Source organism: Amycolatopsis sp. Hca4, from assembly GCF_013364075.1.
Lineage (GTDB): Bacteria > Actinomycetota > Actinomycetes > Mycobacteriales > Pseudonocardiaceae > Amycolatopsis.
In genome coordinates this window covers 3,739,312-3,753,832 of the sequence record NZ_CP054925.1, presented here as the reverse complement: position 1 = coordinate 3,753,832, position 14,521 = coordinate 3,739,312, and the positions used below count along the sequence as shown (strand labels likewise).

9 protein-coding genes and 1 pseudogene are annotated in these 14,521 nt (G+C 73.8%); all 10 read left to right on the top strand.

Translation table 11 applies throughout. The features are described from left to right. Positions 1–29: 29 nt before the first annotated feature. The 10 genes and pseudogenes from HUT10_RS16165 to HUT10_RS16120 all read left to right on the top strand — a co-directional run bounded on the left by HUT10_RS16165 (position 30) and on the right by HUT10_RS16120 (position 14,516). Positions 30–611 (top strand): DUF5987 family protein, encoded by a 582-nt coding sequence (locus tag HUT10_RS16165; protein WP_176171966.1) that lies wholly within the window; start codon positions 30–32, stop codon positions 609–611. Beyond that, a complete protein-coding gene (locus tag HUT10_RS16160) occupies positions 608–2,260 on the top strand; it encodes a GMC family oxidoreductase N-terminal domain-containing protein (RefSeq protein WP_176171965.1) in 1,653 nt (550 codons plus the stop codon). The genes HUT10_RS16165 and HUT10_RS16160 overlap by 4 nt, the downstream gene beginning before the upstream one ends. Before the next feature lie 68 nt (positions 2,261–2,328). After that, positions 2,329–3,401, top strand: a pseudogene (locus HUT10_RS16155) (carboxymuconolactone decarboxylase family protein). A gap of 216 nt (positions 3,402–3,617) precedes the next feature. Further along, positions 3,618–4,412, top strand: a complete 795-nt coding sequence (locus HUT10_RS16150) for a TIGR03084 family metal-binding protein (RefSeq protein ID WP_176171964.1) — start codon at positions 3,618–3,620, stop codon at positions 4,410–4,412. A 251-nt stretch (positions 4,413–4,663) separates the two neighbouring features. Then, on the top strand, positions 4,664–10,483 hold the full coding sequence (locus tag HUT10_RS16145; RefSeq protein WP_176171963.1) for a type I polyketide synthase: 5,820 nt from the start codon (positions 4,664–4,666) through the stop codon (positions 10,481–10,483). A gap of 2 nt (positions 10,484–10,485) precedes the next feature. Then, a complete protein-coding gene (locus tag HUT10_RS16140; RefSeq protein ID WP_176171962.1) occupies positions 10,486–10,935 on the top strand; it encodes a thioesterase family protein in 450 nt (149 codons plus the stop codon). Position 10,936: 1 nt separating this feature from the next. Continuing rightward, positions 10,937–11,509, top strand: a complete 573-nt coding sequence (locus tag HUT10_RS16135; RefSeq protein ID WP_254896898.1) for a flavin reductase family protein — start codon at positions 10,937–10,939, stop codon at positions 11,507–11,509. Positions 11,510–11,524: 15 nt separating this feature from the next. Continuing rightward, on the top strand, positions 11,525–12,604 hold the full coding sequence (locus tag HUT10_RS16130; protein WP_176171961.1) for an SDR family NAD(P)-dependent oxidoreductase: 1,080 nt from the start codon (positions 11,525–11,527) through the stop codon (positions 12,602–12,604). Further along, positions 12,601–12,816 (top strand): DUF6222 family protein, encoded by a 216-nt coding sequence (locus tag HUT10_RS16125; protein ID WP_176171960.1) that lies wholly within the window; start codon positions 12,601–12,603, stop codon positions 12,814–12,816. Before HUT10_RS16130 ends, HUT10_RS16125 begins: the two co-directional genes overlap by 4 nt. After that, entirely contained in the window at positions 12,813–14,516 is a 1,704-nt protein-coding gene (locus tag HUT10_RS16120; RefSeq protein ID WP_176171959.1) for an acyl-CoA carboxylase subunit beta, read from the top strand. The genes HUT10_RS16125 and HUT10_RS16120 overlap by 4 nt, the downstream gene beginning before the upstream one ends. Positions 14,517–14,521 lie beyond the last annotated feature (5 nt).

The following is a 14,521-nucleotide window of genomic DNA, read 5'->3' as shown; positions in this document are numbered from 1 at the left end:
CTGTGGACATTCAATGAGGAGGTAGGCCGGTGCAACCCGAGGCCCGACCAGAGAGCACTGCGGAAGAACGCGTCGAGAACACGACCCTCGAGGCCTACGCGGACACGATCGTCCCCGGTGAGAAGCGGTCGCCGGAGGACCGGGCGATCGCCGGGGCCGCGCCCGGCCCGGGTGCGGTGGCGGCGGGTGCGCTGGACCTGCTGAACTTCGACGCGACCGGCGTCACGGCCGGCCTGCCCTACCTCGCGCAGTCGCTCAACGACCACGCGAAGTCCTACGCGGGCGAGGTGGAGCTGGAGCTCGACCACGACGTCCCGCCGTTCGTCGCGCTGCCGTACGAGCACCGCCGCGAGCTGGTGCGCCGGCTGACCACGCCGGGTCACCCGGAGAAGGACGGCTGGGTCAGCCTGGCGCTGTTCTGCAACATGGCCTTCGACAGCGCCGCGCATCTGCACACCGCCGACGCCATCCGCGACGGCCACCCCGGCCTGCTGGCCCTGGGGTACACGCCTCCGGACGCGGACGGGTTCTGGCGGTTCCCGAAGTACGGCTACGGCCGCAAGCTGGCCGAACTCCACCCCGACACGACTGCCTCCGGGAGCCCGGCATGAACGCGATCGACAGGACCGACGTCGTCATCGTCGGCAGCGGCTTCGGCGGGTCCATCCCGGCCTACCACCTCGCCGCCGGCGGGGCCAAGGTGACCGTGCTGGAGCGCGGGCCGTGGCTGGCGGCCGACGACTTCGAGCACGACTACCTGCTCGGCTCGTCCTACACCCGCGCGTTCGACTTCGTCGTCGGCGACGGGATGAGCGTGCTGGGCGGCAACTGCGTCGGCGGCGGCAGCGTGGTGTACTTCGCCGCGATGCCGCGGGCGCCGCGGTTCGTCTTCGAGCGGCACGGCAGCATCGGGCGGCGGATGTGGCCTTCGGTCATTTCGCGGGACACGCTGGAGCCGTGGTACGACCGCGTCGACGAGTCGATCCCGGTGTCCAAACAGGACTGGAGTGACGTCTCCTACGCCGGTGGCCTGTGGGCCGCGGCCTGCAACCACTCCGGGCGGACCGCCAACCCGGCGCCGGTCGCCGTCGACAACGCCACCTGCGTCAACTGCAACTTCATGATGGCGGGCTGCAAGTTCGACGCCAAGCGGTCGATGCTGACGAACTACCTGCCCGCCGCGCTGGCCCACGGCGCGCAGATCCGGCCGCTGCACGAGGTCCAGCGGCTCGAGCGGACCGAGGACGGCGGCTACCGCGTCCACTTCGACCTGATCGACGAAGAGGACTACCGGATCCACACCGGCAGCGGCGTGATCGAGGCGAAGGTCGTCATCATCGCCGCCGGCGCCGGCGCGACCCCGGTCATCCTGCAGCGCTCGGAGGCGGCGCTGGGCGAGATGCCGCACGGCGTCGGCCGGTACTTCTCCGGCAACGGCGAGCGGCTCAACACCGCGATCATCGACGAGGACCGCGTCCGCGAGGTGCTCGGGCTGTCCCGTGAGGACGGTCCGGTGTACTCGGCCAACCACATCGGCAAGGGCCCGACCGTGGCGAACTGGGACAAGCTCGACGGCTCGCTGCCGGAGTACGAGCGGTACTCGCTGGAGCAGCTGTACTTCCCGCCGGGCCTGGGCACCATCCTCGCCCAGGTGCCCGGCGGGGCCGAGCCGCGCTGGTTCGGGGCGGAGAAGAAGGAGATCCTCAAGCAGTGGGCCAACTGGCTCACGATCTTCCTGATGACCGAGGACGACAACGAAGGCGTCTTCGGCACGCCGCCGCCGACCGGGAACGCCTACCGGATCTCGCAGCAGATGCTCGGCCGCGGTTCGCTGCGCTACGACCCGACGGAGAACACGCGGCGCGGCTGGGCGCTCGCGGACGCCGACTGCAAGGCCATCATCGAGAAGGACGGCCTGGCGAAGGTGGCGCCGTGGACCAACGACGTCGTCGGGGCGTACACGGTGCACCCGCTGGCGTCCTGCCGGATCGGAGACGACCCGGCGACGTCCGCGCTGCACCCGAACCACGAGCTGCGCAACCACCCGGGCATCTTCGTCACCGACAGCGCGTCGGTGCCGGGCGCGCTGACGGTCAACCCGGCGATGACCATCGCCGCGCTCGCCGAGCGCTCGGTCCCGGGCATCGTCCGGCAGCTGCAGGCCCGCGGCGTCGACGTCAAGTACGGCGCCCCGGCCCCCGACGGCTCGATCACCGGCCGCCGCGCGGTCTCCAAGCTCGATCTGGTCGCCGGCAGCTGATGCACGGGTACTTCGAACTCGCGCTCCTCGGGATCTGGGAGCGCGAGTTCTCCGTGGAAGGGAGAACCATGACCCCGGGACTGGTGCGGCTGGCGCTGCGGCGGACGGTGCGGGACGTCAAGCACGTCGAGGCCGTGCGGCCGCGGCGGGCGGCCGGCCGGGTGCGGGAGGTGTACCGGCAGCTGGAGCGGGACTTCGGGATGCTGGCGCCACCGATCGCGCTCCATTCGCCGTCGCCGCCGGTGCTGGCGGCCGCGTGGCTCCTGCTGCGCGAGTCGCTGGTCGCGGCGGGGGTCTCGAGCCGGGCGGACCGGGAGGTCGTCGCGGCCGCCGTGTCGGCCGCCAACTCCTGCCCGTACTGCGCCGAGGTGCACGCGATGGCGATCGGCGCGCTGGGGACCCCGGTACCGCGGCCGCGCTGGAAGCCGGCAAGCCGGGGGAGATCGCCGACCCCGGCGCCCGCCGGCTCGCCGGATGGGCGCGGGGCGCGGGCCCGCTCCCGCCGGCCACCCCGGCCGGGGCGGCCGCCGAGTTCACGGCGGTGGCCACGGCGTTCCACTACCTGAACCGGGTGGTCGCCGTCTTCCTCGGCGACTCGCCGGTGCCCGCCCGGGTGCCCGCCTCCGCACGGGGCCGGGTGAAAGCCGTGCTGGGCCGCTTCCTCCGGCCGGGCCAGGCCCCGCCGCCCGGACTCGCCCTGGCCCTGCTGCCCGCCACGGGCGCCGACGGCCCGGACTGGACCGAGCCGGGCAGCACGCTCGCCGACGCCTTCGCCAGGGCCCGCGTGGCCGTCGAAGCCGCCGGAGAGCGGGTGCTGCCGCCGCGGGTGCGCGATCTCGTGCGGCGCGAGCTGAAGGCGTGGGACGGGCGGCCGCCCGGCCTCGGCCGCTCCTGGGCCGAGGGGCCGCTCGCCGAGCTGCCGGCGGCCGAACGCCCGGCGGCGCGGCTGGCTCTGCTGGTGGCGAAGGCCGCCTACCAGGTCGACGACGACCTCGTCGCTGACCTGGTCCGCAGCGACGGCCTCGACGACCGGGGGCTGGTCGAGCTCGTCTCGTGGGCGGCTCACGCCGCCGCGGAGGAGCTCGGCAGCCGCCTTTCCCTGCGCCCACGAGGAGAAGACGCGTCACGCGAGCGCGGGTGATGATTCGAAAAGGAGCAGATCGACCGGCCGGTCGAGCGCAGCACCGGGACACAGCCGAAACCCTGCCCGGCGTGCCGCCGCCGACCGGCCGGATTCCCCCGATCTTCTCCTCGGCGGCCGCCGCACCGTGGCCCACTCACCCCCGCCACGAGCCCGGCGGCCGCCGAGCCCCGTCCCCTGACCGTCCACGAGAACCGCGTAGCGAGAGGACAACCGGTGACTGACACGACGGCCGTGATCGCCGACCTGACGACCGAGGCCGAGGGCGTGGACGCGCTCGTCGCCGGCCTTTCCGAGACCGAGTGGGACACCCCGACCCCGGCGCCCGGCTGGACCGTGCGCCACCAGATCGGGCACCTCGCGTTCATCTTCCGCATCGCGGGCCTCGCCGCGGCGCAGCCCGAGGCCTTCGTCGCGATGACGAAGTCGATCGGCGGCGACCTCGACGCCGCGGTCAACGGCGCGCTGCACGAGTACCTGGGTGGTCCGGCCGAGGTCCTGCTGAACCGCTGGCGCGCCGAGCGCGACCAGGGCATCAAGGCGCTCGCCGCCGTCGGGGGCACCGACCTCGTGCCGTGGCTGGTCAACCCGCTGCCGCCGTACGTGCTCGCCTGCGCGGGCATGATGGAGGTCTTCGCGCACGGCCAGGACATCGCCGACGCGCTCGGCGTCCGCCCGGTGCGCACCGACCGCCTCGCCCACCTCGTGGGCTTCGCCGTGCGCGTGCGCGACTTCGGGTACCAGGCGCGGGGGCTGACCCCGCCCGAGGAGGAGTTCCGCTTCGAGATCACCACGCCGTCCGGGCGCCTGCTGAGCTTCGGGCCGGAGGACGCGCCGGAGCGGGTGACGGGAAGCGCCGAGGACTTCTGCCTGCTGGTCACCCGGCGGCGGCACCCCGGCGACCTCGACGTGCGCGCCGAAGGCGGGCTGGCCCGGCAGTGGCTGGAACTGGCCCAGGCCTACCGCGGCCCGGCGGGCGCGGGACGCCGCCCCGGGCAGTTCCCGGCCTGATCGGTCCGATGTGGACGGTCGCGGGGAGCGCGGCGGATTTGTTCGCCGTTGCGCTTCCCCCGGCCCGGGCAGGGAGAAAGTAGAAGGCGGGCGTGCGGGAGCCCATGCTGGAGCGGCTGGGGCAACCACGGGAGACGCCGGCGGTACACGACGAACGACCTCGGCGGCGGTGCGAACCGTGCGCCGGACAGAACCGGGAGCCGTCGCCCTCGCGACGGACGGGCTCGAGAGCTATTTGGGAGTGCGGTGGCATGAGCGGTGAGCGGATAGCGATCGTCGGGATCGGACTGCGGTATCCGGACGCCCGTTCGCTGGACGAGCTCTGGGAGAACGTGCTGGCTGGCCGCCGCGCGTTCCGACGGCTGCCCGACGAACGGATGAACCGGGCGGACTACTACTCCCCGGATCCGGCGGCACCGGACCGGTTCTACGCGCAGAAGGCCGCGGTGCTCCGCGACTTCGAGTTCGACCGGGTCGCGTACAAGGTCGCCGGCAGCACGTTCCGGGCCACGGACACCACGCACTGGCTGGCGCTGGACGTCGCCGCCCAGGCACTGGCGGACGCCGGGTTCCCGGAGGGCGAAGGCGTGCCGAGGGAGGCCACCGGTGTCGTCATCGGCAACAGCCTGACCGGCGAGTTCTCCCGGGCGAACATCATGCGGCTGCGCTGGCCGTACGTGCGCCGGACCGTCGCCGCGGCGCTGTCGGAGCGGGGCTGGGGCGACGAGGAGACCGCGGCCTTCCTGCGGGACCTCGAGGTCCAGTACAAGGAGCCCTTCCCGGAGATCAACGAGGACACCCTGGCCGGCGGCCTGGCGAACACCATCGCCGGGCGCGTCTGCAACTACTTCGACTTCGCCGGCGGCGGCTACACCGTCGACGGCGCGTGCTCGTCCTCGCTGCTTTCGGTGGTGAGCGCGGCCAACTCGCTGGCACAGGGCGACCTCGACGTCGCCATCGCCGGCGGCGTCGACCTCTCGATCGACCCGTTCGAGGTGATCGGCTTCGCCAAGACCGGCGCGCTCGCCAAGCGGGAGATGAAGGTCTACGACGCCGACTCGAACGGCTTCTGGCCGGGCGAAGGCTCCGGCATGCTCGTCCTGATGCGCGAGAGCGACGCGATCGAGCAGGGCAAGCGCATCTACGCTTCGATCGGTGGCTGGGGCGTCTCCTCGGACGGCAAGGGCGGCATCACCCGGCCCGAGGCGGCCGGGCACCGGCTGGCCCTGCGGCGCGCCTACGACCGGGCCGGCTACGGCGTCGAGACCGTGTCCTACTTCGAGGGCCACGGCACGGGCACCGCGCTCGGCGACGCCACCGAGATCGAGGCGCTCTCCACCGCCCGCCACGACGCCGACCCCCTGGCCGGCCCGGCCGCGCTGTCGACGATCAAGGGCAACATCGGGCACACCAAGGCCGCGGCGGGCGTCGCCGGGTTGATCAAGGCGACGCTCGCCGTGTACCACCAGGTGATCCCGCCCGCGACCGGGCACTTCGACCCGCACGAGAAGCTCACCGGCGAAACCGCGCGGATGTACGTGCCGCTCGAGGCGCAGCTGTGGCCGGCCGACGCGCCGGTCCGCGCCGGTGTCTCGGCCATGGGCTTCGGCGGGATCAACTCGCACGTCACCGTCACCGAGGCGCCCAACGCGCCCCGCAAGACCAAGCTCGACGAGCGCACCAAGGCCCTCGTCTCCGGCCGGCAGGACGCCGAGCTGCTGCTGCTCGACGCCGACGACGTCGAGGGGCTGCGTGCCCGCGTCACCGGCCTGCTGGAGATCGTGCCGAAGCTGTCGATGGCCGAGCTCACCGACCTCGCCGCGCAGCTGGCGGGCGAGCTCGCCAACCGGCCCGCCCGCGCCGCGGTCGTCGCGACCGGGCCGGAGGAGGCCGAGCGCAAGCTGACCCGTCTGCTCGAGCTGCTGGCCACCGACGGATCGGTGTTCTCGGCCACCGACGGCATCTTCGCCGGCCACCGCGTCACCGAACCGCGCATCGGCTTCCTGTTCCCCGGCCAGGGATCCGGGCGGGCCGTCGACGGTGTGCTGCGCCGCCGGTTCACCGCCGCCGACGACGTCTTCCGCGCCGCGGGCCTGCCCACCGGTGCCGACCACGTCGCCACCGAGGTCGCCCAGCCGCGGATCGTCGCCGGCTCGCTGGCCGCCCTGCGGGTGCTCCGCTCGCTCGGCATCGAGGCGCAGACCGCGGCCGGGCACAGCCTCGGCGAGCTGACCGCGCTGCACTGGGGCGGTGCCCTGGACGAGCGCGCGGTGCTGCAGCTGGCCAAGGTCCGCGGCAAGGTGATGGCCGAGACCACCGCCGGCGACGGCGCCATGGCGGGCATCGCCGCGTCGCCGAGCCGCGCGGAGGAGCTCGGCCTCGGTTCCGACGTCGTCATCGCGGGCTACAACGCTCCCGAGCAGACGGTGATCTCGGGCCCGGCCACCGCCGTCGACCGGGTGATCGCCCGCGCCCACGCCGCCGGCGTCACCGCGACCCGGCTCAAGGTGTCGCACGCGTTCCACTCGCCGCTGGTCGAGCCGGCCGCGACGGCGATGACGGCGCCACTGGCCCGGATCCCGTTCGCCCGCCTCGAGCACGCCGTCGTCTCGACCGTCACCGGTGACGTCCTGCACGCCGCGGAGAACCTGCCCGAACTGCTGCGCGAGCAGATCGTGCTCCCGGTCCGCTTCCGCGAGGCCGCCGCCAAGGTGGCCGAGCGCAGCGACCTGGTGATCGAGGTCGGCCCCGGCCGCGTGCTCTCGGGCCTGTTCGAGGAGATCGCGCCGGGCACGCCGGTGCTGGCCGTGGACACCGACAGCACCACGCTCAGCGCGGTCCTGCGGGTCGCCGGTGCGGCCTTCGCCGCCGGTGCCCAGCTGACGACCGGCCCGCTGTTCGAGGGCCGCGCGGTCCGCTCGCTGCCCGAGGACGGCGTGTTCTCCTTCCTCGCCAGCCCGTGCGAGGCGGCGCCCGAGATCGACAGCGAGCTGGCCGCGGAGCTGGCGGCCGAGAAGGAGCAGGTCGCCGCGGAAGCCGCGGTCGAGGTCGGCGGGGGTGCCAACGCGACGCTCGACCTGCTGCGCAAGCTCGCCGCCGAGCGCGTCGAACTGCCGCTGGAGACCGTCACCGCGGACACCCACCCGCTCGACGACCTGCACCTGTCGTCCATCACGGTCGGCCAGCTGGTCAACGACGTCACCCGGGCACTGGGCCGTCCGGCACTGGAGGGCATGCCGAACTTCGCGACGGTCTGCCTCGGCGAGCTCGCCGAGATGATCGACGAGCTGGCCCAGACCGCCAAGCCGGCCGACACCGGCGGCGGCGAGGTCCCGGGCGCCGGCCCGTGGGTCCGGCCGTTCGCGGTGGAGTACGTCCCGGCCCCGCGGCCCGCCGCCGACCTGACCCCGGGCCTCGGCCAGTCGCGCTGGGAGGTCTTCTCGACGCCCGGCCACCCGCTGGCCGAGCCGCTGCGCGCGGCACTGGCCCGCGCGGGTGCCGGCGACGGCGTGCTGCTCTGCCTGCCCGCGGACTGCGACGCGAGCCACACCGGCCTGTTCCTCGAAGCCGGCCGCGCCGTCATGGCCGCGCCCAACGGCACGCGGTTCGTCGTCGTGCAGCACGGCCTCGGCGCCTCCGGGCTCGCGAAGACCCTCCGGCTGGAGGACCCTTCGGCCCGCACCACGATCGTCGACCTGGCCGACCCCACCCCGGCCGATCCGGCCGCGATCACCGAGGCGGTCCGGCTCGTCGTCGCCGAGGTCGCCGCGACCACGGACTTCGCCGAGGCCCGCTACGGCGCCGACGGCGGCCGCACGGTGCCGCGGCTGGTGGCCGTCGCCCCGGCGCCCGCCGGTCCGGCTCCCGAGTCGCTGGAGGCGGGCGACGTCCTGCTCGTCACCGGTGGCGGCAAGGGCATCACCGCGGAAAGCGCACTGGCGCTGGCCAAGGACTCCGGCGCGAAGCTCGCCCTGCTCGGGCGCAGCGACCCGGCCGACGACACCGAGCTGGCCGAGAACCTCGGCCGGATGACGGCGGCCGGCATCGACTACCGCTACGAGCGCGCCGACGTCACGTCGGCCACCCAGGTGGCCGACGCGATCGCCCGGATGCAGGCCCAGCTGGGCCCGGTGACCGCCGTGCTGCACGGCGCCGGGCGCAACGAGCCCGCCGCCCTGTTCAGCCTCACCGAGGACGCCTTCCGCAAGACCCTCGCGCCGAAGATCGGTGGCCTCAACGCCGTCCTCGACGCGGTGGACAAGAGCAAGCTCAAGCTGCTGGTCACCTTCGGCAGCATCATCGGCCGGGCCGGCCTGCGCGGCGAGGCGCACTACGCCACGGCCAACGACTGGATGACCGAACTGACGCTGCGCTTCGGCCGCGAGTACCCGCAGGCGCGGGCGGTCGCGCTGGAGTGGTCGGTCTGGTCCGGGACCGGCATGGGCGAGAAGCTCGGCGTGGTCAGCGCCCTCAAGCGCGACGGCATCACGCCGATCCCGACCGAGGACGGCATCGCCATCCTCAAGCAGGCGCTGGCCGACCCGGCGGTGCCGCCGGTGCTGGTCGTCTGCGGCCGGACCGGTGGGCTGGCCACGCTGCCGATCCAGCGCAAGGAGCTGCCGCTGACCCGGTTCGTCGACCGCGCGGTCGTGCACTACCCGGGCGTCGAGCTGATCACCGAGGCGGACCTGTCCGCCGGCTCGGACCCGTACCTGGCCGACCACCTGCTCGACGGGCAGCTGCTGTTCCCGGCCGTGCTCGGGATGGAGGCGATGACCCAGGTCGCCGCCGCCACCCTCGACCGGGCCGGTGCGCCGGTGCTGTCGGACGTGGAGTTCCTGCGTCCGATCATCGTCTCGCCGGGCGGGTCCACCACGATCCGGCTGGCCGCCGTCGCCCGCGACGCCGACACCGTCGACGTGGTCCTGCGCAGCGACGAAACCGGGTTCAGCGCCGACCACTTCAAGGCCACGCTGAACTTCGCGCGGCCCGCGGAGATCGGCCCGAAGCAGGCCCGCGGCACGGACGTCCCGTCGGTGCCGGTGGAACCGCTCTCGGAGCTCTACGGCACGGTCCTGTTCCAGGGCAAGCGGTTCCAGCGGGTCATCGGCTACCGGCGGGCGAGCGCCCGGCACGCGGTCGCCGAGATCGCGACGACGGCCGACCACGACTGGTTCGCCCCCTTCCTGCCCCAGCAGCGGCTGCTGGCCGACCCGGGCACGCGGGACGCGATGATGCACGCGATCCAGTGCTGCGTGCCCGACGCGACGCTGCTCCCGCAGGGCATCGAGAAGCTGCACCTGGCCGAACCCGGCGCCCAGCACCCGGAGTACGTGCTGCTGGACGCGAAGGAACGGCTGCAGGACGGCGATTCCTACGTCTACGACCTCGACGTCCGCAACCCCGACGGCGAGCTGGTGGAACGCTGGGAAGGCCTGATGCTGCGTGCGGTCCGCAAGACCGACGGGGCCGGGCCGTGGGTGCCCTCGATGCTGGGCTCCTACCTGGAGCGGGCGTGCGAGCGGTTGCTCGGCGGTACCCGGTCGGTGGTGCTGGAGCCGGACCCGGCCGGCGCCGAAGGCGGCATCGCGGTGCGCCGGGCGCAGACCGCGCTCGCGGCGAGCCGGGCGTTCGACCGGCCGGTCGAGATCCGGTACCGCCCGGACGGCAAGCCGGAGATCGACGGCGGCACGATCACCGCGTCGCACAGCTCCCGGCTGACCCTCGTCGTGGCGGGCACCGGACAGGTGACCTGCGACGTCGAGACGGTGCTCGAACGGACCGAGGAGGACTGGAGCGGGCTGCTCGGCGAGGAACTGCTTTCGGTCGGCCGGCTGCTGGCCGCCGACGCGGGCGAACCGGTCGCCGTGGCGAACACCCGGGTGTGGAGCGCACTGGAATGCGTCCGCAAGACGGGCGCGATGACCGAGTCCCTGACCGTGCGCCGGGTGGAGGCCGACGGCTGGGCGCTGCTGGCCTGCGGGCCGGCCCGGATCGCGACCTGGTCCACGACCGTCAACGACCGGGCCGAGCCGGTGGTCTTCGCGGTGCTGCAGGCAGAGGAGAACTGAGCATGTCCGACTACTACGAGATCCGCCACACGGTCGGCTTCGAAGAGACGAACCTGGTGGGCAACGTCTACTACGTGAACTACGTGCGCTGGCAGGGCCGGTGCCGCGAGATGTTCCTCAAGGAGAAGGCCCCGGCGGTGCTCGAGGAGGTCCGCGACGACCTCAAGCTCTTCACCCTCAAGGTGGAGTGCGAGTTCTTCGCCGAGATCACCGCGTTCGACGAGCTGTCCATCCGGCTGCGGCTGGAGGAGCTCACCTCGACGCAGGTGCAGTTCGCCTTCGACTACGTGCACCTGCACCCGGACGGCGAGCGGCTGGTCGCCCGCGGCAGGCAGCGGATCGCCTGCATGCGCGGTCCGAACACGGCCACGGTGCCCTCGCGGGTGCCGGAGCAGCTGCGCGAGGCGCTGGCGCCGTACGCCACCAGCGCGGTGAACGGCAGGGGAGCGTGACGTGGCCGACGCCGGGGAAACCAACGACGGGGCGGTCCTGAAGCGGTTGCCCGCTTCGCCGGGGCGACGGCACCTGTCGGCCCAGACCGGGTTGCGCGAGGTCATGGCGCAGTTCGCGACCGGGGTCACGGTCCTGACCGCGGGCGGTGAGTCGGGCCACGGCATGACGGCCAACGCCTTCTCGTCCGTCTCGCTGGAACCGCCGATGGTGTTGTGCTGCGTGTCCCGGGCCGCCCGGATGCACGCCGCCATCACCGAGGCCGGTTCGTACGCCGTGAACATCCTCGCGGCCGACCAGCAGGACCTGTCCAAGTACTTCGCCGACTGGCGCCGTCCCGCCGGGATGGCCCAGTTCGACGCGGTCGCCTGGACACCGGGCGCGCGCACGGGGGCACCACTGCTGGCCGGCGCGCTGGCGTGGCTCGAGTGCGAGCTCGAACAGGCCTACGAAGGCGGTGACCACTCGATCTTCCTCGGTCGCGTGCTCACCTCCAGCCGCGGCACGGGAGACAACTCGCTCGTCTTCTACGGCGGCAGTTACCACGAAGTCGACGGCCGCGCCCGCGCGGCCTGAACTCAGGGGAGTGCGATGTTGGTCGCGGTGACCGGGGGCACCGGGTTCCTCGGTGCGCACACCGTGCGGGCCCTGCTGCGGCACGGCCACCGGGTGCGGCTGCTGGCCAGGCGGCCGGACCGGGTGGCGGCCGCGCTGGCCCCGCTCGGGGTGGCGCCGGACGCGGTGGACGTCGTCGAAGGCGACGTCACCGACCCGGCGGCGGCGGCCCGGCTGGTGTCCGGAGTGGACGGTTTGCTGCACGCGGCGGGCGTCTACACCTTCGACCCCCGCCGCCGCGCCGCACTGCGCCGGGTGAACGAGCACGGCACCGAGGTCGTGCTCGCGGCGGCACTGGCCGCACGGGTCGGCCGGCTCGTGCACGTGTCGACCGTGGGAACGCTGTACCCCACCACGGCGCCCGCGATCGGGCCCGGGTCGCCGCTCGGCCGGTCCCGGGAGCCGTACCTGGCCTCGAAGACGGCCGCCGAGCGGATCGCCCGGCGGTACGGGGCGGTGGTCACGCGGCCCCCGGCGCTGCTCGGCCCGCACGACCCGCACCTGGGTGACCAGAACGCGCGGCTGCGGGACCTGCTGCGTGGGCTGATGCCGCTGTGGCCGACGGGCGGCCTGCCGCTCGGCGACGTCCGCGACAACGCCGAGCTGCACGCGCGGCTGTTCGACGGCGTTCCCGGCGCGGAGTTCTTCGGCCCGGGCTCGTTCGTGACGACTCGCGAATACGTCGGCACGGTGCGCGCGGTCACCGGCCGCGTGCTGCCGGCGGCGTTCGCTCCGGCCCGCGCACTGGCTTTCGCGGGCCGCGCGGCCGACGTGCTCCAGCGCTGCTGGCCGGGGCGCCTTCCGGTCCAGGGCGGCGCGATCCACGTGTGCGAGGTCGCCGTGCCGGTCGTGGCGGGCGCCCCGGACGCCCGCGTGCCCGCGCGGCCGCTGGCGGAGACCGTGGCCGACACCGTGCGGTGGCTCGCCGACACCGGCGCGCTCAGCGCGCGCCGGGCCGGGCGGCTCGCGGCGCCCGCCGTACCTCTCTCACCCGCTCCACCAGTCACTCCAGCCGGGCCCGCGGGGTCCGGCGCGACCGGAAAGGCACTGCCATGACCGCGCACGAGGAGACCGACGACACCACGCGCCCGGTCCGGGTCGTCCCGGACCCGGTGGCCGCGGCGCCCGCCGCGCCGGTGGCCGCGGAGGTGCCCGTCATCCCCCGCCCGATGCCCCGGCTGGGCCGCGGCATCGTCTGGAGCACCATCGTCGCCGAGATCGAGCAGGAGAACCTGGAGCGACTCGGCCGGCTGCGGGACGCCGCGTGAGCGGTCCGTCCGACGCCGGCGCCCAGCCGATCGACGACGTCGACGTGGTGCCACTGGCCGGCGGTGACCGCCGCGGGCCGGGACACCACCGCCGGTCCGTGCCGTCCGGTGAGGCCCGGGTGATCTCCCTGCACCCGGTCACCGAGCCGGAGCCGGGCATGCCACTGCTGCGCAAGCGGCGCGACGAGCTGGCCGCGCACGTGGCCGAGGGCCGGATGGACGCCGTGCGGCGGCAGCACTCCCTCGGCAAGCTGACCGCGCGGGAGCGGCTCGCCCTCCTGCTCGACGACGACTCCTTCACCGAGATCGAGCCCTACCGGCGCCACCAGGCCCGCGGGCTCGGGCTCGAGGAGAACCGCCCCTACACCGACGGCGTGGTGGCGGGCTCCGGCACGATCGACGGCCGCCGCGTGTTCGTCTACGCCCAGGACTTCACCGTGTTCGGCGGGTCCCTGGGCGAGGCGCACGCGGCGAAGATCCACAAGGTGCTGGACCTGGCCGTGGCCACCGGCTCCCCGGTGATCGCGCTCAACGACAGCGGCGGCGCCCGCATCCAGGAAGGCGTGCTGGCGCTCAACGGCTACGGTGGCATCTTCCGGCGGCAGGTCGAGGCGTCCGGGGTGATCCCGCAGATCAGCGTGATCCTGGGCCCGTGCGCGGGAGGCGCGGCGTATTCGCCGGCGCTGGCCGACTTCACGTTCATGGTGCGCGACACCGGCTGGATGTTCCTGACCGGCCCGGACGTGGTCGAAGCGGTGACCGGGCGGCGCGTCAGCCACGACGAGCTGGGCGGGGCGGACACCCACGGCCGCCACTCCGGGGTGGCCACCGTGGTGCACGACGACGAGGAGAGCTGCCTCGCCGACGTCCGCTACCTGGTTTCCCTGCTGCCGCGCAACTACCTCGAGCGGCCACCGGCCGAGCCCGAGACGGGGGCGACGGCGGACTGGCGGCCGCGCCTGGCCGAGCTGGTCCCGGCGGAGCCGAACCGGCCCTACGACATGCGGGACGTGTTCACCGAGATCGCCGACGACGGCGAGTTCTTCGCGCTGCACGAAGCCTGGGCCCCGAACGTCCTGTGCGCGCTGGCCCGCATCGACGGCCGCGTGGTCGGGCTGGTCGGGAACCAGCCGTGCGTGCTCGCGGGCGTGCTGGACGGTCCGGCGTCGCAGAAGGCGGCGCGGTTCGTCCGGTTCTGCGACGCGTTCGGCATCCCGCTGGTGACGCTCGTCGACGTGCCCGGGTTCCTGCCCGGCGTCGACGAGGAGCGCAACGGGATCATCCGGCAGGGCGCCCAGCTGCTGCACGCTTACTGCGAAGCGACGGTGCCCCGGATCCAGGTGATCCTGCGCAAGGCCTACGGCGGCGCGTACATCGTGATGGACTCCCGGTCCATCGGGTGCGACCTGTCGCTGGCGTGGCCGACGAACCAGATCGCGGTGATGGGTGCCGAAGGGGCGGTGAACGTGCTGTTCCGCCGCGAGCTGGCGGCGGCCCCGGACCCGGCGGCCCTGCGGGCCCGGCTGGTCGCCGAGTACGTCGCGGAGTACCTGAACCCGCAGTACGCGGCGGAGCGGGGCCTGGTGGACGACGTGATCGACCCGGCGGACACCCGCGCGGCGATCGCCCGCGGGCTGGCCATGCTGCAGGACAAGCGCAAACCAGGGCCCCAGCGCAAGCACGGCAACCACCCCGTCTGAGGTTT

Excerpts from the sequence above, each read along its gene's own strand:
- HUT10_RS16125 (WP_176171960.1), top strand. The coding sequence starts at position 12,601 with ATGACCGCGCACGAGGAGACCGACGACACCACGCGCCCGGTCCGGGTC.
- HUT10_RS16145 (WP_176171963.1), top strand. The coding sequence starts at position 4,664 with ATGAGCGGTGAGCGGATAGCGATCGTCGGGATCGGACTGCGGTATCCG.
- HUT10_RS16130 (WP_176171961.1), top strand. The coding sequence starts at position 11,525 with ATGTTGGTCGCGGTGACCGGGGGCACCGGGTTCCTCGGTGCGCACACC.
- HUT10_RS16160 (WP_176171965.1), top strand. The coding sequence starts at position 608 with ATGAACGCGATCGACAGGACCGACGTCGTCATCGTCGGCAGCGGCTTC.
- HUT10_RS16140 (WP_176171962.1), top strand. The coding sequence starts at position 10,486 with ATGTCCGACTACTACGAGATCCGCCACACGGTCGGCTTCGAAGAGACG.